The sequence below is a fragment of the Yimella sp. cx-51 genome (assembly GCF_017654605.1).
In the GTDB taxonomy this organism is placed as follows: domain Bacteria; phylum Actinomycetota; class Actinomycetes; order Actinomycetales; family Dermatophilaceae; genus Yimella.
The window spans coordinates 635,314-658,999 of record NZ_CP072113.1 but is presented as its reverse complement, the minus strand read 5'-3'; the positions used below and the strand labels follow the sequence as shown (position 1 = coordinate 658,999).

At 65.9% G+C, this 23,686-nt stretch carries 24 protein-coding genes, 2 tRNA genes and 3 pseudogenes; 11 read left to right on the top strand and 18 right to left on the bottom strand.

Translation table 11 applies throughout. From position 1 onward, the window contains the following. Positions 1-180: 180 nt before the first annotated feature. Positions 181-1,812, bottom strand: coding sequence for an HNH endonuclease signature motif containing protein (locus J5M86_RS03180; RefSeq protein ID WP_244328458.1), 1,632 nt, complete (start codon positions 1,810-1,812; stop codon positions 181-183). Between the two features lie 204 nt (positions 1,813-2,016). Continuing rightward, the gene (locus tag J5M86_RS03175) at positions 2,017-2,577 is read right to left on the bottom strand and encodes a hypothetical protein (RefSeq protein ID WP_188059555.1); all 561 of its coding nucleotides are present in this window, start codon (positions 2,575-2,577) and stop codon (positions 2,017-2,019) included. Positions 2,578-2,993: 416 nt separating this feature from the next. On the opposite strand from J5M86_RS03175, the pseudogene J5M86_RS15725 reads away from it, so the two are divergent. Together J5M86_RS15725 and J5M86_RS15380 are read left to right on the top strand one after the other, a co-directional pair. Continuing rightward, positions 2,994-3,260: pseudogene (locus tag J5M86_RS15725) on the top strand (transposase family protein); the annotation flags it as partial. 330 nt (positions 3,261-3,590) lie between these two features. Next, positions 3,591-3,950 carry a transposase gene (locus J5M86_RS15380; protein ID WP_244328587.1) on the top strand — a complete coding sequence of 120 codons (360 nt, stop codon included), beginning with the start codon at positions 3,591-3,593 and terminating at the stop codon, positions 3,948-3,950. Here J5M86_RS15380 and J5M86_RS03165 read toward each other — a convergent pair. Continuing rightward, positions 3,928-4,461 carry a DUF1990 domain-containing protein gene (locus tag J5M86_RS03165; RefSeq protein ID WP_188059556.1) on the bottom strand — a complete coding sequence of 178 codons (534 nt, stop codon included), beginning with the start codon at positions 4,459-4,461 and terminating at the stop codon, positions 3,928-3,930. The two genes, J5M86_RS15380 and J5M86_RS03165, sit on opposite strands and share 23 nt — an antisense overlap. 71 nt (positions 4,462-4,532) lie before the next feature. On the opposite strand from J5M86_RS03165, the gene J5M86_RS03160 reads away from it, so the two are divergent. The 3 genes and pseudogenes from J5M86_RS03160 to J5M86_RS15720 all read left to right on the top strand — a co-directional run. Continuing rightward, on the top strand, positions 4,533-4,823 hold the full coding sequence (locus J5M86_RS03160; RefSeq protein WP_188059557.1) for a hypothetical protein: 291 nt from the start codon (positions 4,533-4,535) through the stop codon (positions 4,821-4,823). A 444-nt stretch (positions 4,824-5,267) separates the two neighbouring features. Continuing rightward, on the top strand, positions 5,268-6,590 hold the full coding sequence (locus tag J5M86_RS03155) for an ISL3 family transposase (protein ID WP_370587312.1): 1,323 nt from the start codon (positions 5,268-5,270) through the stop codon (positions 6,588-6,590). A gap of 39 nt (positions 6,591-6,629) precedes the next feature. After that, positions 6,630-6,722: pseudogene (locus tag J5M86_RS15720) on the top strand (excalibur calcium-binding domain-containing protein); the annotation flags it as partial. A 56-nt stretch (positions 6,723-6,778) separates the two neighbouring features. On the opposite strand, the gene J5M86_RS03145 reads toward J5M86_RS15720, so the two are convergent. The 3 genes from J5M86_RS03145 to J5M86_RS03135 form a co-directional block, all read right to left on the bottom strand. Next, a tRNA-Gln gene (locus J5M86_RS03145) sits at positions 6,779-6,857 on the bottom strand. Between the two features lie 41 nt (positions 6,858-6,898). Then, complete coding sequence (locus tag J5M86_RS03140; RefSeq protein ID WP_188059558.1) at positions 6,899-7,258, bottom strand: VOC family protein; 360 nt, start codon at positions 7,256-7,258, stop codon at positions 6,899-6,901. A gap of 2 nt (positions 7,259-7,260) precedes the next feature. Continuing rightward, entirely contained in the window at positions 7,261-8,049 is a 789-nt protein-coding gene (locus J5M86_RS03135) for a methyltransferase domain-containing protein (RefSeq protein ID WP_188059559.1), read from the bottom strand. A gap of 55 nt (positions 8,050-8,104) precedes the next feature. Here J5M86_RS03135 and J5M86_RS03130 point away from each other — a divergent pair, with 55 nt between their 5' ends. Then, entirely contained in the window at positions 8,105-8,605 is a 501-nt protein-coding gene (locus J5M86_RS03130) for a MarR family winged helix-turn-helix transcriptional regulator (RefSeq protein ID WP_188059560.1), read from the top strand. 253 nt (positions 8,606-8,858) lie between these two features. Here the strand turns inward: J5M86_RS03130 and J5M86_RS03125 are convergent, their stop codons facing one another. Next, entirely contained in the window at positions 8,859-10,685 is a 1,827-nt protein-coding gene (locus J5M86_RS03125) for an ABC-F family ATP-binding cassette domain-containing protein (RefSeq protein ID WP_188059561.1), read from the bottom strand. 69 nt (positions 10,686-10,754) lie between these two features. Here J5M86_RS03125 and J5M86_RS15715 point away from each other — a divergent pair. Continuing rightward, positions 10,755-10,931, top strand: a pseudogene (locus tag J5M86_RS15715) (hypothetical protein); the annotation flags it as partial. Here J5M86_RS15715 and J5M86_RS03120 read toward each other — a convergent pair. The 3 genes from J5M86_RS03120 to J5M86_RS15650 form a co-directional block, all read right to left on the bottom strand. After that, entirely contained in the window at positions 10,877-11,803 is a 927-nt protein-coding gene (locus J5M86_RS03120; protein ID WP_188059562.1) for a 4-(cytidine 5'-diphospho)-2-C-methyl-D-erythritol kinase, read from the bottom strand. The pseudogene J5M86_RS15715 and the gene J5M86_RS03120 overlap by 55 nt on opposite strands. A 9-nt stretch (positions 11,804-11,812) precedes the next feature. Continuing rightward, on the bottom strand, positions 11,813-12,679 hold the full coding sequence (gene rsmA, locus J5M86_RS03115) for a 16S rRNA (adenine(1518)-N(6)/adenine(1519)-N(6))-dimethyltransferase RsmA (RefSeq protein WP_188059563.1): 867 nt from the start codon (positions 12,677-12,679) through the stop codon (positions 11,813-11,815). Between the two features lie 107 nt (positions 12,680-12,786). Next, on the bottom strand, positions 12,787-13,290 hold the full coding sequence (locus J5M86_RS15650) for a resuscitation-promoting factor (protein WP_188059564.1): 504 nt from the start codon (positions 13,288-13,290) through the stop codon (positions 12,787-12,789). A 1-nt stretch (position 13,291) separates the two neighbouring features. Here J5M86_RS15650 and J5M86_RS03105 point away from each other — a divergent pair, with 1 nt between their 5' ends. Then, positions 13,292-13,816 (top strand): hypothetical protein, encoded by a 525-nt coding sequence (locus J5M86_RS03105; RefSeq protein WP_208965091.1) that lies wholly within the window; start codon positions 13,292-13,294, stop codon positions 13,814-13,816. Positions 13,817-13,892: 76 nt separating this feature from the next. Here J5M86_RS03105 and J5M86_RS03100 read toward each other — a convergent pair whose 3' ends face one another. Both J5M86_RS03100 and metG read right to left on the bottom strand, forming a co-directional pair. After that, a complete protein-coding gene (locus J5M86_RS03100) occupies positions 13,893-14,750 on the bottom strand; it encodes a TatD family hydrolase (RefSeq protein ID WP_244328457.1) in 858 nt (285 codons plus the stop codon). Further along, on the bottom strand, positions 14,750-16,537 hold the full coding sequence (gene metG / locus J5M86_RS03095; protein WP_188059567.1) for a methionine--tRNA ligase: 1,788 nt from the start codon (positions 16,535-16,537) through the stop codon (positions 14,750-14,752). The genes J5M86_RS03100 and metG overlap by 1 nt, the downstream gene beginning before the upstream one ends. A 205-nt stretch (positions 16,538-16,742) precedes the next feature. On the opposite strand from metG, the gene J5M86_RS03090 reads away from it, so the two are divergent. Further along, positions 16,743-17,342 carry a DUF4126 domain-containing protein gene (locus tag J5M86_RS03090; protein WP_188059568.1) on the top strand — a complete coding sequence of 200 codons (600 nt, stop codon included), beginning with the start codon at positions 16,743-16,745 and terminating at the stop codon, positions 17,340-17,342. Further along, the gene (locus tag J5M86_RS03085) at positions 17,335-17,649 is read left to right on the top strand and encodes a hypothetical protein (RefSeq protein WP_188059569.1); all 315 of its coding nucleotides are present in this window, start codon (positions 17,335-17,337) and stop codon (positions 17,647-17,649) included. The genes J5M86_RS03090 and J5M86_RS03085 overlap by 8 nt, the downstream gene beginning before the upstream one ends. Positions 17,650-17,664: 15 nt before the next feature. On the opposite strand, the gene rsmI is transcribed toward J5M86_RS03085, so the two are convergent. Then, positions 17,665-18,495 carry a 16S rRNA (cytidine(1402)-2'-O)-methyltransferase gene (rsmI, locus tag J5M86_RS03080; RefSeq protein ID WP_188059570.1) on the bottom strand — a complete coding sequence of 277 codons (831 nt, stop codon included), beginning with the start codon at positions 18,493-18,495 and terminating at the stop codon, positions 17,665-17,667. A 29-nt stretch (positions 18,496-18,524) separates the two neighbouring features. Here rsmI and J5M86_RS03075 point away from each other — a divergent pair, with 29 nt between their 5' ends. Continuing rightward, positions 18,525-20,153: a dolichyl-phosphate-mannose--protein mannosyltransferase gene (locus J5M86_RS03075; RefSeq protein ID WP_244328456.1), complete on the top strand. Its 1,629-nt coding sequence runs from the start codon at positions 18,525-18,527 to the stop codon at positions 20,151-20,153. 10 nt (positions 20,154-20,163) lie between these two features. Here the strand turns inward: J5M86_RS03075 and J5M86_RS03070 are convergent, their stop codons facing one another. The 5 genes from J5M86_RS03070 to J5M86_RS03050 all read right to left on the bottom strand — a co-directional run bounded on the left by J5M86_RS03070 (position 20,164) and on the right by J5M86_RS03050 (position 23,636). Beyond that, positions 20,164-21,699 (bottom strand): PH domain-containing protein, encoded by a 1,536-nt coding sequence (locus J5M86_RS03070; protein ID WP_188059571.1) that lies wholly within the window; start codon positions 21,697-21,699, stop codon positions 20,164-20,166. Positions 21,700-21,701: 2 nt separating this feature from the next. After that, positions 21,702-22,211, bottom strand: coding sequence for a PH domain-containing protein (locus J5M86_RS03065; protein ID WP_188059572.1), 510 nt, complete (start codon positions 22,209-22,211; stop codon positions 21,702-21,704). A gap of 3 nt (positions 22,212-22,214) precedes the next feature. Further along, on the bottom strand, positions 22,215-22,742 hold the full coding sequence (locus tag J5M86_RS03060; protein ID WP_208965090.1) for an inorganic diphosphatase: 528 nt from the start codon (positions 22,740-22,742) through the stop codon (positions 22,215-22,217). Positions 22,743-22,927: 185 nt separating this feature from the next. Then, positions 22,928-23,443, bottom strand: a complete 516-nt coding sequence (locus J5M86_RS03055) for a hypothetical protein (protein ID WP_188059574.1) — start codon at positions 23,441-23,443, stop codon at positions 22,928-22,930. 117 nt (positions 23,444-23,560) lie between these two features. Beyond that, positions 23,561-23,636: transfer RNA gene (locus tag J5M86_RS03050), tRNA-Ala, on the bottom strand. Positions 23,637-23,686 lie beyond the last annotated feature (50 nt).

Here is a 23,686-nt window from a genome sequence, read left to right as displayed (position 1 = left end):
CCCAGGACCTGTCGTTCCGTCGCCGATGCTACCGCGCCGTCACCTTGTGTTCGCCTGGCGGCGGACAACGACGGACCCACCACCGGCGTACGGGTCGTGATCACATGGAACTCGCGGGAAAGGCTGGCAAGGTGCGGGAAAGCGGGTCGTTCGGTGGAGGCGCGGGTCATGGCGGTGCCGTCACATCGACGCTGCCAGCGCTTCGACATCGTGGTGGTGCTGCCAGGTGACGCCCGACCGACTGACCACCGCTGTGAGTCGGTCGCGGTGCACGATCCGGTGATGGGTGGCGCAGAGCAACGCCGAGTTGAGCAGGCTGGTTTCGCCACCGTCAGCCCAGTGCTTGACGTGGTGCACTTCGCACATCGGTGGCGGCCGGGAGCAGCCATCGAAGGTGCAGTGGCGATCTCGTTCGATCACTGCGGCTCGCAGCCCCTTGTCGACCAACCGGATCTTGCGTCCGACGTCGAGTGGTTCTGATCTCGAGCCCAAGACCATGGGAATGATTTCTGCATCGCAGACGAGTTGTCGCACTGTCTCGGGTGAGACGACTGCTCCTGCTTCGGAGCGGCCTGATCCGCGCAGCTTCCTGGCGAGAGTCTCGTAATCCATGGTCACGATCAGCCGGGCTGAACCGTGGGTGACCAACTGACCGTCGCCATCGACGTACTTCGAGGCGATTCTGATGAGCTCGACCAACGCGTCCGCGCGCCGCTTGCCCGGCGAGCGGACATCTGCCTGCCCCGTTGGGTTGGAGTTCTTCTCGTGCCGGTGGAACGGACTGTCGCAGCACGTCGAGCCGGGCGCGGGCGCGGCCATCGAGTTGATCGCGTGCTTCAACGCCTCGGCGTGATCGGCCGACAGATCGGCGATCAGGCGCACCAGGCCGTTCGGGAGGTCTTCCAAGCGCAGGGTTTCGTAAGCCCGCTGGCTGTCTTCGTCCTTGTCGAGCCGATCGGGGGTCGGCGCGAATTGAGCGATGACCCGCTGGGAAAGTTCGCGAACGCTCTTCGCGCCCGCACCAGGCTCGAGTGCGGCCAAAAAATAGCCGTAGACCTGATCTCTGGTGGCCGACGGATCGCTGGTGCACAGTGCCGCGACCAGCGGGTCGACATTGTCGAGAGCGGTCTTGGCGATGATCGAATTGACCGCGCCGGACAGCAATGCAGTTTTCAGAACGCTGTGGCGGGACGAATTGCAGGCCACGGCAATCTTGCTGATTCGCGAACACTGCGAGGGCTCGAGCCCGGCAGCTTGCACGTCACTCGAGCCAGCCTCGCCCGCACTCGCTTCCGGTCGTTCGTCCTGGATCAACGGCCCGGCCGTCTTGAGTCCGTCGGCACCGATGATCGAAGCAGCGGACTCTCCCCGCGAAAGCCGGCCCACCCACTGGGCGGCATCGGCGGCAGTGGAACGCCACACAGCGCCACGGTCGAGCGCGTCGGCGGTCACGGCGACCAGCGCTGCTTCCGCCCGCTGCATCACCAGCGCCAACGAACGGGCAGCGTCGGTCAACTCTGAATCGGTGAGGTTGGTAGTGATGTGCGACAGCCTGGCGATCGACCCCAGCACCGCCGAAATTTCGTCCGCACATTCGGCCGCCTCACCCGGATAGGACGACGCTGTCGTTCCGACGACTGTGTGCGCGTTCCGGTCGGGCACGAAGCAGTGGTTCGAGGTCGCTTCCTCTGGCCTCTCGAACGACTGCGGGATCGGAACGGCAGAGACACCGAAGTGGCCCGATGATTCGTCCAAATACATGCCCACCACCCCTCCCAGAAGTGCCCCGAAGTTGATATCCAAATCGTACATGCGTACGAACTAAAAGGGAAGGGCAAAGCAGCGAATTCGGTTCGCCCACATCGGAATTCGACTAATCACCGGTATCCACATGCGCCGAAAAATAGGAGGTTCTCCACAGACTCCATCGAAGGTCTTGACCGGGCGGGATTCATCCGAGCGCACATCAAAGCGGCCCAACCCCGAGGGACTGGACCGCCTTGAAGTAATGGTTCGTCAGGCGCTGGCGGCGGGGTCGACACGCTTGGCGTGACGCAGGCCGAGCAGGCCCAGGACGAAGAAGACGATCGCCCCGAGGAGGGCGCCGATCGCGGCCCACATGGCAACCGTGGCCATGGTGCCAAAGGCGTAGGCGTTGAGCAGCATGCCGCGCAGGGTGTTACCCATGAAGAGCGACTGGCGCAGATCGCCCAGGTCCTTGGTCTCCTTCGCGTCCGGCGCGGTCTTGACGGCCTTCATGTACTCGCCGCTGACCTCTTCGTAGGTCTTGTTGTTCGACGAGGTGTTCATGTGGACGAGGATGTACTGATCGGCGAACGCCTTGGCGTGCGCACCCGTAGTCATCTTCTGGCCGGCGTACTTGCTCAGCGCTTCCTTCTGAGCCGGGGTCTCAAGCCTGTCGACGGCCGGCATCGTGATGTTCTGCTGGCTCAGCTGCTCCTCGACGTTGCTGTGGATGAACGACGACCCGTAGGCGAGCAGTCCGGCTGCAACCAGGAGAACTGCGGCCAGGGCGAAGCCGAACCAGGAGACGAGACGATCGAGTGCACTACGCATGATGGGTCTTTCGAGTGAAGTTTCCCGGTGTTCTTCGCCGGCTGACTCAATGGTCCTACCATCCGTAGTAGTTTCCAAATCAACTACTGCTCTTCGTCGTTTTCGGCGCACGTTTCCGCATGGCTCAGCCCACATTCATTACCAATACGCGACGAAATCCTTAGTGCGACAGAGACTTTCAACATGAACCCGACTCGCCAGGTGTCCGAATTATGGGATCGCGATTTCACAGTTCGAACCGAATCTGGCCGACTGTGCCCGTCCGTCTACGTCATCACCATCGCGCGCATTGGTGGCTCTTCGCCATTGAGCGTGGGTGAGTAGCGACGCGCCGTGGGTGGTGGGTGCTGCGTGAATGGGTCAAGGCCCTTGACGATCAGAGGACTTCTACCTCATCTGACCGCAAGGACCTCGACATGGATGAGCCTACGTCCTGCTGCCGTCACGCTGGCCGGTATTGCGACCGGTGCGACCTGCTGGTTGGTTTGCCTGGGCTGCACGTCATCGACGTTGAATACGACACCGATCATCGACTGATCGTGACTGTGGAGTCACCGCCGGGCCCGGTCGGATGCCCGGAATGCTCGGTCGTCGCGGTGGGACACGGCCGGGACGAGGTGTGGCTGGTCGACGCGCCAGCGTTCGGGCGACCCGTTCGCATCCGGTGGCGTAAGCGGCGATGGCGCTGCGGTGAACCCTCGTGTGCCCGCCGGGTCTTCGTCGAACAGCACCCGGACGTGGCCGCGCCACGAGCGAAGCTGACAACGCGTGCGTGTTGGTGGGCGATCGCCCAAGTCCGGCGCGAGCACGCCAGCATCAACGGGATACGCCGTCAGCTCGGCACGGGGTGGCGCACGGTGTGGGAATCGATCCGACCCCTGCTGCAGGCGGCAGCTGATGACCCGGCACGGTTCGAGGGTGTCACGATCCTCGGTGTTGATGAGCATGTGGGGCATCACGTCAGCACCCGACCGGTCGAGCACGGAGGACGGGGCCCCAAGGAACTGACCGGGATGGTCGACCTCACCCCAGATCCGAACGGGCACAACCGAACCCGCTTGTTGGACCTGGTTCCCGGCCGGTCGGGCAAGGCGTACACCGAGTGGCTGAACCAGCGCGGTCAGGACTTCCGCGACGGAATCCACATCGCCACCTTGGACCCGTTCCGCGGCTACAAGAACGCGCAGCTGCTCGCTCTGCTCCCAGCGGTGGTGGAGGTCCTGCAGGTCCAACGTTGCACGCGATTCAAGATCTCTTGGCACTTGGGCATCGTGACATCCCCTACGGACAACGGACGTGCGCCAGTTCAGTCGGGCGGGGTCGCCCTGCTTGCGGCATTTCCGGACGTTGCTACACGCGATCCAAGGCCGTGAGGTAACGGTGGGTCATGAAGTTCTGAGCGGCTCGGGTGATCGGGCCGCCGACCTTGGCCAGGGTTGAGGCAGGGCGGGAGTAGGCGGTGATGGTGAACAGGATGCGGCCGTCCTCGAGCTGCTCCAGGATGAACCGCTCTTCGCCGGCCTCTGGGTGGCCGGGCAGGGTGCCGTATGCAAAGCCCCGGCGGCGCGGCTCGTCGATGACTTCGAGGACGCGGCAGGGGATCCTCAGTGCGAGAGGGGCAGGTCCCCACTGCATCAGGACGACGGTGTCCTGATGCAGTGGAATGTCTGAGGCCTGAACCCGTAGCCCGGCCTTGCAGTGCATCTGCCATTCGAAAAGGTGGCGGGCTGCGCCGTCGAAGTCCCGACGAGTCAGCGTGACGGAACGGCTCAGGTGGTTGTAGCCGGCCGGTGCCTCACCCTCGGACCTTGCAGCCCGCGTGAACGACAGGGGTGCCGCGAGCAGTCGCGAAGTCTGCTGCTCGTCGAGAAGGGTCGCCGGCATGGTCACATCATCACCGACGGATCTTCACTGGTTGCGGCATGAGCGGTCGGTTCGTCAGGGAGAATCCCCCCATGACTGACTACCTGATTCGTACGCAGGCGTCCCACGAGTGGCCAGCGGTCCACCGAGAGCGCCTTACCGATGTCCTGGTGCCCACGGGATACGACTGCCAGGTGGTGGATGGCTGGGGCGACCTACACCTTCGCTGCGGCGAGGCCGAGGTGTCGTTCTCGGGCGAGGAGCCTGGATGGCTCGTAACAGTAGAGGGTGACCTGCCTGACGCCGATGGCTTCCTTGCGCGAGTCACGACCCAGGTGACGGAGGCGGCTGGCGAGCCCTGCGAGTGGCTGAATATCGGGTAGTTCAGCACCGCACGCTTATCGGCATGGCGAAGACACCATCCGCGGCATTTCCGGACGGTTGTGTGGGTCCGGAGTTACCGTCGAAGAGTGCAGCTGCGACGACGCATCAAGGAGTGGCTGGAGCGCCGACGGAGCCACTGGCCGACGATGACGCCACCCACGGTTCCGCCGGCGGGGCCACCAGTCTTCAGGGAGATCGAGGACGAGCCGTTGGGGCCCCGGTCACCGACCTGAGCGCGGCAATTGCCGGCTCTTGTGATTCTTCCGTGGGTGCTGAGCGCGCCTGGCATGGGTGCACGCCGTTCTCTGCCTGGGTTTTGGGGCTCTTCGCCATTGAGCGTGGGTGAGTAGGCGACGCGCCGAGCGGGGTGGGTGCGGTGGGTATGGGTCGAGGTCCCTGAGGATCAGAGGACTTCTACCTCATCTGACCGCAAGGACCTCGACATGGATGAGCCTACGTCCTGCCACCGATCCGCTGGTGACGACTACTGCGACCGGTGCGACTTGCTCGTTGGTCTGCCTGGGTTGCACGTGATCGACGTCGAGCACGAGACCGCCGACCGGGTGGTCGTGACGGTCGAGTCCCCGCCTGGCCCGGTCGGGTGCCCGACATGCGCGGTGGTCGCGGTCGGGCACGGCCGTGACGAGGTGTGGCTGGTCGATGCGCCGGCTTTCGGGCGACCGGTCCGGATCCGGTGGCGCAAGCGACGTTGGCGATGCCTCGAACCATCCTGTCCCCGTGTCGTATTCGTCGAGCAGGACGATCGGGTCGCGGCACCCCGGTGCACGTTGACGACCCGGGCTTGCTGGTGGGCGATCGAGCAGCTGCGGCGTGAACACGCCAGCATCAACGGGATCCGGCGGCAGCTCGGCACCGGGTGGGAATCGATCCGACCCCTGCTACGGGCCGCGGCCGACGACCCCGCACGGTTCGACGGCGTCACGATCCTGGGCGTCGACGAACACGTGTGGCACCACGTCAGCACCAAACCGGTCGAGCACGGCGGTCGGGGCCCGAAAGAACTCACCGGCATGGTCGACCTCACCCCGGATACCAACGGGGACAAGAGGACTCGCCTACTGGACCTCGTCCCAGGACGATCAGGTAAGGCGTACACCGACTGGTTGGACCAGCGCGGCGAAGCGTTCCGTGACGGTGTGCAGATCGCCACGTTGGACCCGTTCCGTGGCTACAAGAACGCGATCGATGACCGTCTCGAGGACACCCAAGCAGTGCTCGACGCGTTCCACGTCGTCAAACTCGCCACCCACATGGTCGATGAGGTGCGTCGCCGCGTCCAGCAGCAACTGCACGGTCACCGAGGCCGCAAGAGCGACCCGCTGTACCGGATCCGGAACATCCTGCGCGCCGGCGAAGAGAACCTCACCGACCGGCAACGCGCCCGCCTCGCGGCGGCCTGGGCCGCCCACGAGGCACACCTCGAGGTGGAACTCGCGTGGCAGTGCGCCCAGCAGGTCCGGTCCGTCTATCACCAGGACACTCACGCGGCCGGCCGGCGCGTCGCCGAACGAATCCTGGACACCTTCACCTCGTGCCCGATCCGTGAAGTCGCCCGCCTGGGCCGCACCCTGAAGCAGTGGCGCACCGAGTTCCTCGGCTACTTCGACACCCACGGCGCGAGCAACGGTGGGACCGAAGCGATGAACGGGCTCATCGAACTCCACCGCCGCATCGCCCGCGGCTTCCACAACAGAGACAACTACCGCCTCCGAATGCTCCTGATCGGCGGAGGACTCAACCTATGACCCACGCTCAACGGCGAAGAGCCCTATTACCGGAGTTGTGCAGCGGCACGTGCTGCAGGTGCCGCGCCTCTTTATCGCGGGCAGCCCGGGTACTCGAAGAAGCTTGACCGTGACGGAGTCGCCTGCGAGTAGGCCGTTCGGGAACTTCGGTGGATGCTGCGTTCCGCGAGGCTAGGAGCTAAACAGAGCTCCCCGGGAAGGAATCGAACCTTCGTCGCTAATCCTGATTCAAAGTCAGGCGGCCCCTACCAGCAGAGCAACCGGGGAACGCACACGAGAGCGTGCGGCGACAAGGTTAGCCGACGGGCTCAGATCTGCTGAATCTCGATGCGGTTGCCACACGGGTCGTCGGTGTGGAAGCGCTGCACCCCAGGGATGTTCGTATCGGGTCGCACCTCTCCCCCGGCGTCCCGCACCCTCGCCGCGATCGCTTCGAGGTCGTCGACGAGGAGGCACGGGTGAGCCTTCAGCGCAGGCGAGAATCCTTGCTCGACACCGCAATGCAGTTCCTGCGGGCCGACCTGGAACCACACGCCGCCGCGCGCCGCGAGAGCGGGCGGCTTCGGGATCTCCGGCAAGCCAAGCACACCCGTGTAGAACGCCCTCAGGTCATCCTCCGCCCCTGCAGGACAAGCGATCTGGACGTGGTGAATTCCGAGCACAGCCATGCTCACTCTCCTTTGACGCCGACGGCGAAGATCCGACGGAACGGGAACGGGACGCCGAACAGGCGGCGCGGGTAGGCCTGCGCCAAACGCTCGTCGAGGTCTGCGAGGAACGCCGGCTGCTCCGAGTCGTCCAGGGCGGCCAGGATCGGGCGAAGCGCGGTGCCCTGCACCCACTCGAGCACCGGATTCGCCTGTGTCCCAGCAGGATCGAGGATCTGGACGTAGGTGGTCTCCCATGCGTCCACGTGTGCGCAGCGCGAGGCGAGCAGTTCGGCATAACCCTCCGGCGAAAGCACCGGCTCATGCCGCAGCAGTGGCTTGAGCTCGCCCGACCGCGGGTGGTCGGCGACGGCTTCACGGATGATGCGATGTGACGGCGCCGAGAAGTTGCCCGGCACCTGCATGGCGAACGCGCCGCCGGCCGGCAGTGCGTCCAGCCATTGTTCGATCATGGCCTCGTGGCCCGGCACCCACTGCAGCGTGGCATTGGTGACGATCAAGTCGGGATCGCGTTCGCTCGGGTTCCATTGCGCCACATCGCCTTCTACCCACTCGACCCGGTCGTCGAGGTCGTGCTCGCGGGCAGCGTCCAACATCTGCGGGCTGGAATCAACGCCGGTGATTCGTGCATCCGGCCAGCGCCGCGCCATGAGCAGTGTCGCGAGTCCGTTGCCGCACCCGAGGTCGACGATCCTGGCCGGGTCACTGAGCGGCACGCGGGCCAGCAGGTCTCGAAATGGTCGAGTGCGGTGATCGTCGAACTTCTCGTACTGCATTGCGTCCCAGGCCATTGCCCCTCCTATTTATCTTGATGTCAAGATACTTGACATCGACTATAGTTGAGACATGGCCGTGGAGCACACCGATGAGGTCGAGCTGATCGTCGACGCGTGGCGACGCGAGCGTCCCGATCTCGACAGCGACCCGCTGCTGGTGCTCTCCCGCGTCACTCGCCTGGCTCGCCGGCTCGACCTTGCGCGTGCCACCGCCTTCGCCAGCCGCGACCTTGACGCCTGGGAGTTCGACGTGTTGTCGGCTCTGCGGCGAGCGGGCAGCCCGTACGAACTGTCGCCGGGCACTTTGGGTCAGCAGACGCTCGTCACCAGCGGCACCATGACCAACCGCGTCGACCGGCTCGAGTCACGCGGATATGTCGAACGGCGCCCCGCCCCGAACGACCGCCGCGGCGTGCTCGTGCGGCTGACCAAGAAGGGCCGCGCCGTCGTCGACGCAGCATTCGAGGATCTGCTGGCCCAAGAGCGTGACCTGCTGGCGGCGCTGCCACAGTCCGACCGCAACCAGTTGGCGGACGCCCTGCAGAGCCTGTTGTCGGCACTGGAGAACTAGACGCGCAGTCTCGCTCCGCCGGCGCTGTACGGCTGTGGCGCAGTCCTGGGCAAGGGCGATTTTGACTCGGCGCGGGTAGTCAGATCGCTTGTGGCGCAGCGCGATTGCTGGTCTTGGCGGGTTTCGACACGCGCCGGTTCGTTTCTCACCGACGCGGCACGACCACCGGGGACGGTTTCTCACCGACGAGGCCCGACCAGCGACCGCGAGCGGCTCAACCGGCGAGATTCGGCGAATCAACCAGCGAAAAGGGTCAGTCGTCGAGTTGCTCGGCAGCTTCGAGCCACTCCATCTCAAGCTGCTCACGCTCGGCGTGGATCTCGCGCAGCTGCGCGTCCAGCTCGGCAGCGCGGACGTGATCGGTTGCCGCTTCCAGCAACTGTTGGTGCAGGCGCTCCTCGCGTTCGGCACTGCGTGCGAGTGACTTCTCCAAACGTGCGACGGTCTTGCGTAGCTCGCGTACCTCGGCCGCCGAGCGGCCGGACGACACGGGAGCAGGTGCGGACGACGAACTGTTCGACGTCTTGGCAGAGCCCCCTCCGGTGGCAGATCCGGCTCCAGCAGCACGAAGTTCGAGGTACTGCTCGACACCGCCCGGAAGTTCGCGGATGCGGGCATCACCCAGCAGAGCAATCTGCCGGTTGCACATGCGCTCCAGCAGGTACCGGTCGTGCGACACGACGACGAGCGTGCCGGCCCAACCGTCCAGCACATCCTCCATGGAGGTCAGCGTCTCGATGTCGAGGTCGTTCGTCGGCTCGTCGAGCAGCAGCACGTTCGGCTCGGTCATCAGCAGGCGCAGGAATTGCAGTCTGCGGCGCTCTCCACCGGAGAGGTCAGCAACGCGGGTCTGCTGTCGCGGACCGCTGAACCCCAGCCGCTTCGCCAAGGAGGACGCACTGGTCTCCTTGCCGTCGAGCATGATGTACGACTTCACCTCGGTGATCGCATCGATCACCTTCAAGCCTTCGACCTCGGCCAGCTCACGCAAATCCTGGGTAAGGAAGGCCAGTTGGACCGTGCGACCTTCCTTGCGCTTCCCGGACGACAACTCCTGCGCACCGGTGATCGCGCGCAGCAGCGTCGACTTGCCTGCGCCGTTGACACCGACGATGCCGGTGCGCTCCCCCGGCGCCAGCCGCCAGGTCTGCTTCTCCAGAATCTTCTTGTCGCCCAACGTGATCGATGCGTCGAGCAGGTCGATGACGTCCTTGCCGAGGCGCGTCGTGGCGAAGCGGACGAGTTCGACGTCGTTGCGGGGATCGGGTTCGTTTCGGATCAGTTCGTTGGCGGCATCGATGCGGAACTTCGGCTTGGACGTGCGCGCAGGCGCGCCACGCTGCAGCCACGCCAGCTCCTTGCGGAGAAGGTTCTGCCGCCGCTCCTCGGTGGCCGCCGCCACCCGTGACCGCTCGGCCTTCGCCAGCACAAACGCCGCGTAGCCACCTTCGTACTGCTCCACCTTGCCGTCGATGACCTCCCAGGTCATGGTCGCCACCGCGTCCAGGAACCACCGGTCGTGGGTGATCGTGACCAACGCGTTCGATGCGGTCGCGCGGCGCGACGACAGGTAAGTGGCCAACCACTGCACGCCTTCGACATCCAGGTGGTTGGTCGGCTCGTCGAGCATCAGCACATCGGGATCGTCGATCAGCAAGCGGGCCAACGAAATTCGTCGACGCTCACCGCCAGAGAGCGGCCCAACGATCGTGTCGTGGCCACCGACCGCACCGAGGGTGACGCCGCCGAGCAGGCCGTCCAGGATCTCGCGGACGCGTGCTTCGCCGGCCCATTCGTGCTCCGCGCGATCGCCGAGCACTGCTTGCGCGACGGTGGATTCAGGGTCGAGGCCATCGTCCTGGCTGAGGACACCGACGGTGAGACTGCCGACTTGGGTGAGGCGTCCGGAGTCGACCTGCTGACGACCGGCGAGCACCGACAGCAGCGTCGTCTTGCCGCCACCGTTGCGTCCGACGATGCCGATGCGATCACCGGTACCGACGCCGAGAGACACCTCGTCGAGGAGTTGCTGCGTGCCGAGCGCGAGCGAAATGCGCTCTGCCGAAATGAGATTCGCCATCAATCCTCGTGTGTGCTTCTTGTTGCCGCAGTCGGCCGCCGTGAGTAGTGCGCCTGCGAGTCTTTCACGGTGCGACTGCGGAGCGAAGTCGGTGAACACTTGGTCAGTTCGGTGCGTCAGTCACCGGGTTTCGGGCCCGGCCGCTCGTCCCTCGCGCCCGGCTCAACCGCCGGGAATTGGTCGCCGGCTGCTCAGGTGAGGCGGTTGTTCGGCACCACCCGAGCGCCCGGATGCGGGCCGCTGGCAGAGACGACGTCGTCGGCCACCTTGCAGGCGGTGAGGCCGACCATGAGATCAAGTGCGGCGGCTCGGTCGGCGCACAGGAAGGCGACGGTCGGGCCGGAGCCGGAGACGATCGCCCCCAGAGCGCCCTGCGACAGACCGACGTCGATGGTGTCCTGCAGCCGCGGCATCAGCGAGATCGCCGCTTCCTGCAGGTCGTTGAACATCGCCCCAGCCAACTCGTACGGATCACCGGTGCGCAGCGCGGTGAGAATCTCCTCCGGCGCTTCCAGGCGGCGCGGCTTCCTGCGCTTGTTGAGCCGGTCGAATTCGGCGTAGACCGCCGGTGTCGACAGTCCCTCGTGCTGCAGCGCGAAGACCCACTCGTAGCGCCCGGTCGCGAGCACCGGTGCGAGCTCGTCGCCGCGACCCGAACCAAGGGCCGTCCCGCCAGTCAACGCGAACGGGACGTCAGACCCGAGGTCGCGGGCCAGGTCGAGGTGGTCGAGCTTGGTCAGTTGCAGGTCGAAGAGTTGGTCGATCGCGATGATCGCCGCCGCGGCGTCGGCCGAACCACCGGCCATTCCCCCGGCGACCGGAATCGACTTGTCGATCGTCATCGACACCGGTCCGGCTTCGTAACACTCCTGCGCGAGCCGGTGAGCCACCTGCATCGCGAGGTTGGCACCGTCCGTGGGCACCTTGTCGGCGTACGGCCCCGTGATGGTGCATTCCCACTGCTTGGACGGGCGCACGTGGATGTCGTCCGTGAGGTCGACGGCGTGGAACACCGTCGCGAGACCGTGATAGCCGTCCTCGTCGAGCGGTCCGACCGCCAGGCTGAGGTTCACCTTGGCGGGGACGCGAACGGTTACCCCTTCATCGATGGCGGCCATGTCTGCACCCTATGCGGTGCGGGCTGCCGCAAGCGCTGCAAAGTCGTGCACCGAAAGTCGTTCACCGCGCAGAGTGGGATCGATCCCGGCTGCGACGAGTGCTTCCTCGGCCGCGGCAGGCGACCCGGCCCAGCCGGCGAGCGCCGCGCGCAGCGTCTTACGCCGCTGGGCGAATGCCGCATCGACGCAGGCGAAAACCTCGGCGGCGGGCACGTCGTCGCGCGGCGGATCGCGGCGCACCATCGAGACCAGCCCCGAGTCGACGTTCGGCGCCGGCCAGAAGACATTGCGCCCGACCTTGTCGGCCAGGCGCACGTCGGCGTACCACGCGGCCTTGACGCTCGGGACGCCGTAGACCTTGCTACCCGGCACGGCAGCCAGGCGCTCGGCCACCTCCAGCTGCACCATGACCAGCACCTTCTGAATGCTCGGAAAACGCTGCAGGAAGGAAAGCACGACCGGCACCGACACGTTGTAGGGCAGGTTCGCGACCAACGCCGTCGGCTGCGGATCAGGTAGTGACGTAACCGTGAGCGCGTCCTGCTGAGTCACCGTCAGCCGATCGCGCACGTCCGGGGCCATCGTCTCGACGGTCAGCGGCAATTGCTCGGCCAGCCGGCGATCGATCTCGATCGCATGCACGTGACGCACCTGCGGCAGCAGCGCAAGGGTGAGCGATCCGAGACCTGGTCCGACCTCGATCACCACGTCGTCCGCACCGACATCGGCCAGCCGAACGATCTTGCGGACGGTGCCCTTGTCGATGACGAAGTTCTGACCCCACTGCTTGGTGGGGCGGATGTCGAGCTGCGCGGCGAGTTCGCGGATCTCCACCGGCCCCAGCAGGGCTTCGTCGCGCGCACTCTGTTCAGTCACGCTCACGGAGCCTAGTGCAGCCTCGCGACAGTGTCGGGCAACAGAAAAGTGGCCACCCGAGGATGGCCACTTCCTGTACCGACGAATCGGTCACATGGTGTGTGTGATCACGCAGCGTGTGCGCAACCCCAGGGGCGCAGGCCCATCTGGTCGTACAGCTTGTTGGCGATGGTGATCTGCTGTGCGCGGGTGGCCAGGTCAGCACGCGGGGCGTACTTGGTGCCGCCGGCACCCACCCAGCTGGCGAAGGCGAACTGCAGACCGCCGTAGTAGCCGTTGCCGGTGTTGATCGACCAGTTGCCGCCCGACTCACACTGCGCGATGCGGTCCCACATGGCCGAACGGCGCGTGTCGAGACCGGCGGTGCTGCCGGTGCTGGTGGCGGTGGACGTGGTCGGGCTGGCGGTGGCGCTCGGCGTCGAGGCTGCCTTGGTGCCGACCACGAGGATCTTGGAGACAGGCGCGCTGACCGTCTCGCGCTTGGTGACGACCTGCTTGGTGACCTTGCCGTTCACGACGGTCTGGGTGAGCGTCACGCGCTCCGAACCGGCGACGCCGGCCTGGGTGATCTTCGTGGTGCCGCGTGCCAGCGTGCTGTCGGTCTTGCGCACGGTGTCGAACGCGACCGGACGGGTCTGGGTGACGGTCTTGAAGGTCGGGCGGTCCTGCGAACGGGCGACCTGGGTTGCCGCGCTGCGGGTGGCGGCGCTCGTCGAGGACGAGGAGGTCGTCGACGACGAGGCCGGCGAGCTGGTGCTCGACGAAGTCGTGGACGAGGAGGACGTCGACGTGGAGGACGAGGCCGGCGAGCTGGTGCTCGTGCTGGAAGCCGCAGAGGAAGTGGCCAGCGGGGTGTTGGCGGCCGTGTTGTCGGCGCCGGTGCCACAGGCGGTGAGCGTCAGAGCGGCGACAGCGGAACCGGCAGCAGCGATGGTCATCGGACGGGTGAGCGTGCGGAACAAGAAGAAACTCCAGGTTTTGTACGTTCCCGGTCAGCGACTGGACACACGCGGTCAGTGCGGCTTCGAGCCGTACCCACTCGCATACTCAGCACCGGACATTCCGGGGAGTCGGCCACACGTGACCGGGCCTCCAAGACGTTCGTCGCCATTGGGCTTACTCATCAAAGGTGACTGACGATCGCGCTCAGGTCAAATTTTGATAACGACTCTTGCGGGTGACGCTCACCACATGCAGTGCGGGCGTCGGCCGATCACCAGGCTCCGTACACGGCCTCGCTGTTGGTCGAGATCGCCTGACACAACGTCGGCAGATCGACGTTGAGGACGTCCGCCATCCGGCGCACGGTGACCGGTGTCAGGTACGGCGAGTTCGGCGCTCCCCGGTGCGGCGAAGGAGTCAGGTAGGGCGCGTCGGTCTCGACCAGGATCTGCTCCAGCGGAGTCACCGCCAACGCGTCCCGTAAGCCGCGCGCATTCTTGAACGTGACGGTGCCGGCGAAGCTGAGGAAGTAGCCGCGGTCGACGCACTCACGCGCCATCGTCACGTCGCCGGAGAAGCAGTGCAGCACCACCTTCTCGGGCGCCCCCTCCTCCTTCAGGATGCGCAGAACGTCGGCGTGCGAATCACGGTCGTGGATCTGCAGTGCCTTGCCGGTGCGCTTGGCGAGGTCGATGTGCCAACGGAACGAATCCTGTTGTGCTGCAACGCCGTCAGGCCCCGTACGGAAGTAGTCGAGTCCGGTCTCACCGATGGCCCGCACCCGCGGGTGCGCGGCCAGGTGCTCGATCTCGGCGAGGGCAGCGTCGAGTTCACCGGCGTCCGCGTGCTTGGGCGCCTCGTTGGGATGGATGGCGATCGCACCGAGCAGTTCGGGATGCTGATCGATCACCTCGACCGTCCAGCGAGCCCCATCCAGGTCGCAGCCCACCTGCACCATCCGATCGACTCCCACCCGTCGCGCCGCAGCGATCGCGGCGGCCACGTCGACGGCGCCCTGCCCCTCCCGATTGATGTCGAGATGGGTGTGGTTGTCGACCACCGCGAAGGGCAGCGGATTCGGCTCCGGAGGCGGGCCCGAATGTGAACCGCTCTGGTGGCCCGAACCCACTACGGAGTCACTCCCAGGCGGGTGTTCTCCTCCTCGACCACCGACGGGTCGAGCTTGGTGAAAATCGGGGTCGGCTTGGCGATCGGTGTGCCGATGATCACGTCGCGCGTGGCCCATTTCGGGGTCTGGGAGTAGTCGCCGGTGATGATCGGGTAGGCCCGGGAGTCGTCGTCCAGGTCGCGCACCTGCTCCAGCCGCGGCATCGGCATGAACTCGGAAATGCCGAAGACCGCCGCCACCTGGTTGGCCGAGTGGGGCAGGAAGGGCGCCATCATCGTGTTGAGGTCGACGACCGCCTGGGCGAGGGTGTGCAGCACGGTCGCGAGGCGCTCGCGCTGGTCGTCGCCCTTCAGCTTGAAGGGTTCGGTGTCGGAGACGTACTTGTTCGCCTCGCGCGCCAGACGCATCACCTCGGCCATGGCCGGCTTCTGCCGCTGGTGCTCGAGCATGTCGCCGACGGTGTCGAAGCCGCCGCGGATCTGCGCCAGCAATGCCTCGTCGATCGGTTCCAGCGCACCGGGGGCCGGCACTTCACCGAAGTTCTTGGCGATCATCGCGGCGGTGCGGTTGACCAGGTTTCCCCACCCGGCCACGAGCTCGGAGTTGTTGCGCTGCACGAACTCCTCCCAGGTGAAGGTGGAGTCCTGTGTCTCCGGGCCGGCGGCACAGATGAAGTAGCGCAGCGCGTCTGCGCCGTAGCGGGCCAGCATGTCCTGCACGTAGATGACATTGCCGCGGCTGGTGGAGAACTGCCCACCGCCCAGGTGCAATAGCCCGGAGGCCACGACCTCGGTCGGCAATTGCAGCTCGCCGTACGGCCCGGCGGTGCCGCCCTTGGCGCCCTGGCCCATGTAGCCGAGCAGTTCGGCCGGCCAGATCTGGGCGTGGAAGGTGATGTTGTCCTTGCCCTGGAAGTAGTACGACCGCATCTGCTCGTCGTTCCACCACTCGCGCCACTTCTCCGGCTCGCCCAGGCGTCGCGCCCATTCGATGGACGCCGACAGGTAGCCGATCACCGCGTCGAACCACACGTAGAAGCGCTTGTCCTCCCAGCCCTCGACCGGGATCGGGATGCCCCAGTCGATGTCGCGGGTCATGGCGCGCGGGTGCATTTCCTTGGCGATGCCCTTGGCGAAGTTGATCACTCCGGGACGCCAGGTGCCGGCGGTGTCGACCTCGTCCAGCCAGGCTTGCAGCGCCTCCGCGAGCGCCGGCAGGTCGAGGAAGAAATGCTTGGAGTCGATGAACTTCGGCGTCGAGCCGTCGACCTTGCTGACCGGGTTGATCAGATCGGTCGGGTCGAGCTGGTTGCCGCAGTTGTCGCACTGGTCACCGCGGGCCTCGGGGAACTTGCAGATCGGGCAGGTTCCCTCGATGTAACGGTCGGGCAGCGTGCGTCCGGTCGTCGCGCTCACCGCGGTCTGGGTGGTCTGCTCGATCATGTAGCCGTTGTCGCGGATGCCGCGGAACAGCTCTTGCACCACGGCGTAGTGGTTGCGCGTGGTGGTGCGGGTGAACAGGTCGTAGCTCAGCCCGAGTTCGGTGAGGTCTTGGGCGATCACCGCGTTGTACTTGTCAACGATCTCCTGGACGCCGATGCCTTCCTTGTCGGCCAGCACCAGGATCGGCGTGCCGTGCTCGTCGGTGCCACTGACCATCAGCACGTCGTGCCCGGCCATCCGCATGTAGCGGCTGAACACGTCGGAAGGGACCCCGAAGCCGGCGACATGGCCGATATGACGGGGACCGTTGGTGTACGGCCAGGCAACAGCGGACAGAACCTTCATGGGGCGCAAGTCTAGGAGGCTGATGCACCGGCATTAGACCGCGTCCGCCCCATCGCCTGCATCCGCACCCGAGGTGGCTCGGACGGAGGTACATCACGATTGTGCACACGCAGCGCTTGACCGGAATGAGTCGGCGATGCCAGTACGTTGACTGCATCGGAAATCGACCACGATCTGGGTGGTCGCCTGAAATCTGGGAGTGCGGATGTTCGCAGCCTTGACCGGGGCCGGCTTGTCGGCCGCAGCCGGACTGAACGCGTACGTGCCGTTTCTGCTCGTCGCACTCGTCGCGAAGTTCAGCGATGTCATCACGCTCCCCGGCGACTTCTCGTGGATCGAGTCGTGGTGGTCGATCGGTGGTGCCAGCGTGTTGCTACTCACCGAGGTTGTGCTCGACAAGATTCCGGCGATCGACAGCCTCAACGACATCATCGGCACAGCAGTGCGCCCGACCATCGGTGGCGTTGTCGCTGCAGCGACGAGCTCGGCCGGCACGCTCGACCAGTCGTCCTTCATGGTCGACAACCCGTGGATCTCGGCGATCGGCGGCGGACTCATCGCCGCTCTGGTGCACACCGCCAAGGCGAGCGCCCGCCCGGTGATCAACACCGCGTCCCTCGGTTTTGGAGCACCGCTGGTGTCGACGGCCGAGGACGTCGGCTCCGTCGGCCTTTCCCTCATCGCCGTCTTCCTGCCGGTGCTGGTGATCGTCGCGCTGGCCGTCCTGGCCTGGCTGATGTGGAAGTTGGTGCGGCGCGCCCGACGCTTCGCGCGCAGGCGAAGGGACGCCGAAGCTGTTGCATAAGGTCAATCCCCGGTTTCTGCTGATCGCCGGGTTGGTGTTGCTGCTGGCCGCCGGAGCTTCCTGGTGGTGGCAGGGCAGAACACCGACCCCGCGCCTGATGACCGCCGGCTCCGTCACCGCCAGTCAGCCGGACGGCGACTCCCTGAAACTAACTGTCAAGTACTCCGCGGACGGAGCACAGCGCACCGCCACCGGCACCGTCAACAAGGCCGCCTTCGAGTGGCAGGGCCGCACGATCTGGGTGTGTTACGAGATCGACGACCCGTCGGCAGCCACCCTGCGCCTCCCCTACGACCCTTGGTGTTGAGCGCGTGTTGAGCGCTCAGCGCGCCGCGAGTGCGGCGTCGTAGAGAGCCTTCTTCGACAACCCCGTCTCGCCCGCGATCTGGGCTGCGGCGTCCTTCAACCGGACGCCCGATTCGAGGAGTTCGAGCACCCGCGGAGTGGCTTCCTCCACCGTTGCCGCCACGGCGGGGGCACCGGCCACCACGACGGTGATCTCGCCGCGTGCGTGCTCGAGCGCCCATTGCGCGAGTTCGGCCAGGCCGCCGCGCTTGACCTCTTCGTAGGTCTTGGTGAGTTCACGGCAGACCGCCGCGCGCCGGTCGGCGCCGAACCCGTCGGCCAGTGCCTGCAGCATCTCGGCGAGCCGGTGCGGTGCTTCGAAGAAGACCATCGTCCGCTTCTCATCCGCCAACGCGGCCACCTGCCGGCCGCGCTCGCCGGCCTTGCGCGACAGGAAGCCCTCGAAACAGAACCGGTCGACCGGCAGCCCCGAGACAGCCAGCGCCATCAACACCGCCGATGGCCCCGGGACGCAGGTGATCCGCAGATCGGCGGTCACGGCGTCGGCCACCACGCGGTAACCGGGATCGGAGACCGAGGGCATCCCGGCGTCCGTGACCACCACCACGCGTCCGCCGCGGGCGACCGTGGCGACCAGGTCTGCCGACCGTGCGGCCTCGTTGTGCTCGTGATAGCTGATGATCCTCGCCGAGGTGGTGACCTCAAGCGCATCCATGAGGCGCCGCAGCCGGCGGGTGTCTTCAGCAGCGATGACGTCGGCGGCGCGCAACTCCTGCGCCAGCCGGGGCGCAGCGTCCCGCGGATCACCGATCGGTGTTGCAGCAAGCACCAGCACGCCCTCAGCCATGGGCGCCAGCGTAGTTATACCCTCGGCACGTGCCTTCCCTGACTGCCGAGCGCGAGGTTCTGCGCCGACGCCTCCTCGGCCGTCCCCGCACCGCCCAGGAGAAGTTGTGGGCCTGGGTCGGCCCCGCGATCGTCACCGTCATCGGCGGTTTCCTGCGGTTCTGGGATCTGGGCCGTCCGCACCAGCTGGTCTTCGACGAGACGTACTACGTCAAGCAGGGCTGGTCGATGATGCAGTACGGCTACGAGATGAAGCCCACCAAGGTGGTCTCCGACGGCAAGGCCGCCGACTCGCTCTTCACCATGGGTCAGTGGCAGCAGGGGGTCTACGGCACCGAGGCCGATTTCATCGTCCACCCACCCTTGGGCAAGTGGATGATCGGTGGCGGGGAATGGCTCTTCGGCATCGACTCCAGCTTCGGGTGGCGCTTCGCCGTCGCGCTGGTCGGCACCCTCGCGATCTACCTGGTCGGACGTGCCGCGTGGCACCTGTTCCGCTCGCCGCTGCTGGCGATCATCGCCTCGATCCTGCTGGCCGTCGAAGGCCAGGAATTTGTGATGTCGCGCACCGGGATCCTCGACGTCATGGTGATGTTCTTCGCGTTGGCGGCATTCGTCGCGCTGCTTGCTGATCGCGAACGTACCCGCGGAATCCTGGCCGACAAGGTGGCCCGGATGAAGGTCGCCGGCACCTGGGACGAGAACGCACTCGCCGGGCCGTTCCTCGGGTTGCGCCCGTGGCGCTGGGTGGCGGGCCTGTGCATCGGGCTCGACATGGCGGTGAAGTGGTCGGGCGGTTTCTATCTCGTCTTCTTCGGACTGCTCTCGGTCTGGTGGGACCTCGGCGCGCGCCGCGCCGTCGGCGTCAAACGCTGGGTGAGCGCGACCGTCATCAAGGACGCACTGCCGGCGATGGCGATCATGGTGACGCTCACCCTGGTCACCTACGTGACGAGTTGGTGGGGCTGGTTCGCGTCCAAGGACGCGTGGGGCCGCAACTGGGCGGCGACCAACCCGGCTGACAAGGATTCGGGGCTCTCCCCCGACAGCTCGCTCTTCGGCTGGATGCCGGACGCGTTGCGTTCGCTGTGGCATTACCACGTGGAGATGTACAACTCCGCGGCCGGAATCGTCAGCCCGCACAACTGGGAATCGAATCCGTGGTCGTGGATGGTGCAATCGCGTCCCACGCTCTTCTTCGCCGAATACCCCACCAAGGGCATCGACGGCTGCACGGTCGCCAAGTGCGCCAAGGTGATCAATCCGATCGGCACCCCGCTCATCTGGTGGATCGGCACCATCGCGATCGTGATTCTGGTCTTCCACTGGTTGCTGCGCCGCGACTGGCGAGCACCGGCGATCCTCGCCGGCATCTTCGCCGGCTGGCTGCCGTGGTTCTCCTACCAGGAGCGCACGATCTTCACCTTCTACTCAGTCGCGTTCGCGCCCTTCGTCGTGCTCGCGGTGGTCTTCGTGCTGGGCCTCATGCTCGGCGGCCCCGAGGCATCGCGACAACGGCGTAAATACGGCCTCATGGCGGTGGGAGCGATCGTGGTGGCCTGCGTGGCGATGTTCGCCTTCTTCTGGCCGATCTACACAGCTCAAGTGATTCCGTACGGCCAGTGGGACGCCCGAATGTGGCTGCCCAGCTGGTCGTGAGTGGTCGACCTCAGCGAGGCAGTAGGTCGCCGGCGAGTTCGAACGCCTGCGTTTCGGGAATGTCGAACACCCGATAGCCCTGCCTCCCCGCCGCCGTCGCGACCTCGACCGTGGCCAGGCCGGCGCGTCGCTGGAAGAAGGATCGCCGGACGCTGACCGCGACGGTCGCGTCGCGCTCGAGCACCACCGTGCTCAATGCCAGAGATCCGCTCTGGGTGACCAGATCGGTGTCGGTGAGCGCGTGTCCGAGGTGGTGGGCCCGCGAGCGTCCGAGCAGTGCTCCAGCGACCACGAGCAGCGCCGCGACGACGACACCGAGGATCGTCCGGTTCGCTACGACCCCGCCGACCACCGCACCGGCCCCAAGGACGACGCCCGGCCCGACCGCGCGCACGTACCGGCGCCTTGTGGCGGCTCGTCCGTGGGAGTCAAGTGGTTGGTGCAGGGCTGGGTTGCCGACGATCTCATCACCCAGCTCGCGGATGACGGACGCTGGCGAAGCGGGTGCGAGCAGAGATGCGATGCCTGGCTCACTGTCGTGCCGCGCCAGCCCGGTCATCACGGCTACGAGTCGGGCGCCTCCGAACCAGCGCAGCGGAATGGGGCGACGAACTTCCACGCCGCGCAGTCGACGGATCTCCAGCGAGGTCGACCGGGTGGTCAGCAGGCCCCGACTCAGGTGCAGCGTGCGGCCGTGGTGATCGCGACTGAGCGAGAACCCGAAGTTGCTGACCGCCGATCCGAGGATCGCCAGGACACACACCGTGACGAACATGCCGGTGGCGATGATGAGGATGATCGCCACGATGCCGGCGTCCTGCAGCCATGAGAACGCGCCGGGCACCTTGGTGTCCGCGTCGAAGACACCGAACTGATCCATCAGCTGGAAGGAGAATCCGAAGATCACGCTGGCGCTGGCAAATCCGGTGATGCCCAGCGGCGCGTAGAGCAGCCACTTCGGCTGGAGCCGGTAGAGCACCTCGTCCGGCTCCGTCTGAGCCACCCAATCGGATACTGCCGGCTCTTCCCCATCGACGGCGTCGGCTCGCTGATGCTCCGACGCCGACCCGGCCTCGTCGACTGCCGCAGAGGCTTGAGTTGCCTTGCGCTGCAAGAGTTCTGCGCGCAGGACGTCTGCTTCTCGCTGGGGCAGACCGTCCAGGTGCACGGGCTTGTCGCCGGCGCCGGTACCGATCTCCACTGCTGCGAGTCCGAGCAACCGGTGCAGCAACGACGCGGTCACGTCGACGGTGCGCACCTTGTCGGTGGACGCGACGAAGGTGTTGCGCTGAAGCAAGCCGGTGCGCAACTGCACCTGCTGCGAGGTGAACCGATAGGTGGTGGTGAACCACTTGAACACGGCGACGGCGATCACGAAGACCAGCACGGCCACCGGCCACAGCACCTGGTGCAGACCTCCGGCGAAGTTTCGGCCGGCGAACGCGGCACCCAGCAATGCCGGCAGGAAAGTGCCCACCTCGCGGAACGGATGGATCAACAACATCCGCCGGTCGAGGCGGCGCCAGTCGCTCTCCAGGTGCTCCATGCTCAGGTGCCGTCCCCGCCGTCTGCAGCAGCGATCCGCGTCAACTCCTCGGCTAGACTGTCTGCTTCATGCCGGTCGAGCCCATCGATCCTCAGCTCGCCCTTCGCGGACGCCGTGGTGATCGTGACGCTGGAGAGGCCGAAGACCTGCGCGATCGGTCCGCGCCCGGTGTCGACGGTCTGGATGCGCGAGATCGGCGCGACGCGTCGCTCCTGGTTCAGCCAACCGCGCTGGGTGTAGACGGCGTCCTGGGTGACCTCCCACAGATGCACGCGGTAACGCCACCACGGCGCGACCGGAATCGTGATCAGGGCTTCGACCACGACCAGAACCACCAGCACGGTGTCCCACGGCGACGGGATCCAGTCACGGGTGTGGACGAAGATGACCGCCGCCAACGCGATGACCGCGGTGATGGCCTCGATCGTGCGCCACATCGTCTTCGCCCGCGGGGAAACACGATGGGCCGGCTCACGCTGCAGCAGGGTGGCCGGCCCCGTCGAGTCAGTCATCGACTACTTGTTGTTCCAGCGCTCGGCGCACTCGTGGATGACCTCGATGGCCTCCGCGGCGTCGCCCCAGTGGTCGACCCTGGTCGAGCCAGGCTTCTTCAGCGCCTTGTAGTTGTTGAAGTGGAACTCGATCTGCTTGATCAGCTGCGGGTTGACGTCATCCATCGTGGTGATGCCGTCGCCGGTGTTGCGGTCGTCCGAGGGCACGACCACGACCTTGTCGTCGACCTCGCCGTCGTCAATGAACTTCATGATGCCGATCACGCGCCCTTCCATCACCAGGCCGGTCGGCAGCGGCTCCTCGGTGAGCACGAGCACGTCCAGCTCGTCACCGTCCTCGTCCAACGTCTGCGGGATGAAGCCGTAGCTGGTGGGCTTGGTGAAGACCTGGGGCTCGACGCGGTCGAGCTTCATGACCTTGTTCACGCGGTCCCACTCGACCTTCAGGGTGCTGCCCTTGCTGATCTCGACCACGACGTTGATCAGGCCGCCGTCGACGTCGCCCGGGCCGAAGGCCTCGTTGAAGTCCACCACTAGTGTCTGCTCCCTGGATTAGCGCGAAAGGATGCGGAAAGTTCGGCGCGAGCCTATCAATGCGCCCGGGGTACGCCCGCAGCCGAACCGCTTCATGGCTCTGCGCTCACCGGGTGGGTCGATCGAGCCCCGAAAGTGCCTGCGCAGTATGGCTGCTGGCGTCCTGAGCTCGTCCGCGGAAGTCAGAGATGCGCTCGCACCTGGCGCGCCCGGCCACCGAGCAGCGCCAACAGCTCCGCGGCAAGTTCTTCCTTGATCGGAGGCCAGTTGTTGAAGGTCACCGAAGGCGCGCCGACCACATTCGGGTCGTCAGCGAGCCAGTCGCCGAGGCGATTACGGGTGCCGCACTCCGGGCACTCGACTGCCGGCTCACCGTTGTGCGCCCACCATTCCAGAAGGTCCCAATGGCCGACCTCGTCCAACGCTTTTTTGCAAGCCGGGCATGCCGGTGGCGCGTAGTTCTCGACGGCATCGAAGAGACCTTGGTCGAGCTTGATGTCGACACCGCTGTTGGCCATCGGGCCCCAGTCCTGGGGAAACTGCAGGGCGTCCTTCACGCGCGGACCGGCTTCCCACTCGCTGGGGCTCATCAGATCGTCGCGTGCGGTGTTGGGGACGATCAACTTTCGTTCCTGGAGGAACCGTTCGCTGGTGTCGAGTCGATCGATACGTACGAAACTCTCTCTGTCCTCGCTCATCACTCCACCCCAGGAAAATCCCGTATTGCAGAGGCGAACTGACAGCGCCAGCTCGTATCGAGAAGTGCGAGAACCAAGTTGAGGGACCAGCAGAAAGCCTGCTGATCCCTCAATGTCTGGTGGAGCTAAGGGGATTCGAACCCCTGACCTTCTCATTGCGAACGAGACGCGCTACCAACTGCGCCATAGCCCCAGAGCGAAGGAAACGATAACACTGCGCCGATGCGCGCCACCAATCGCGAG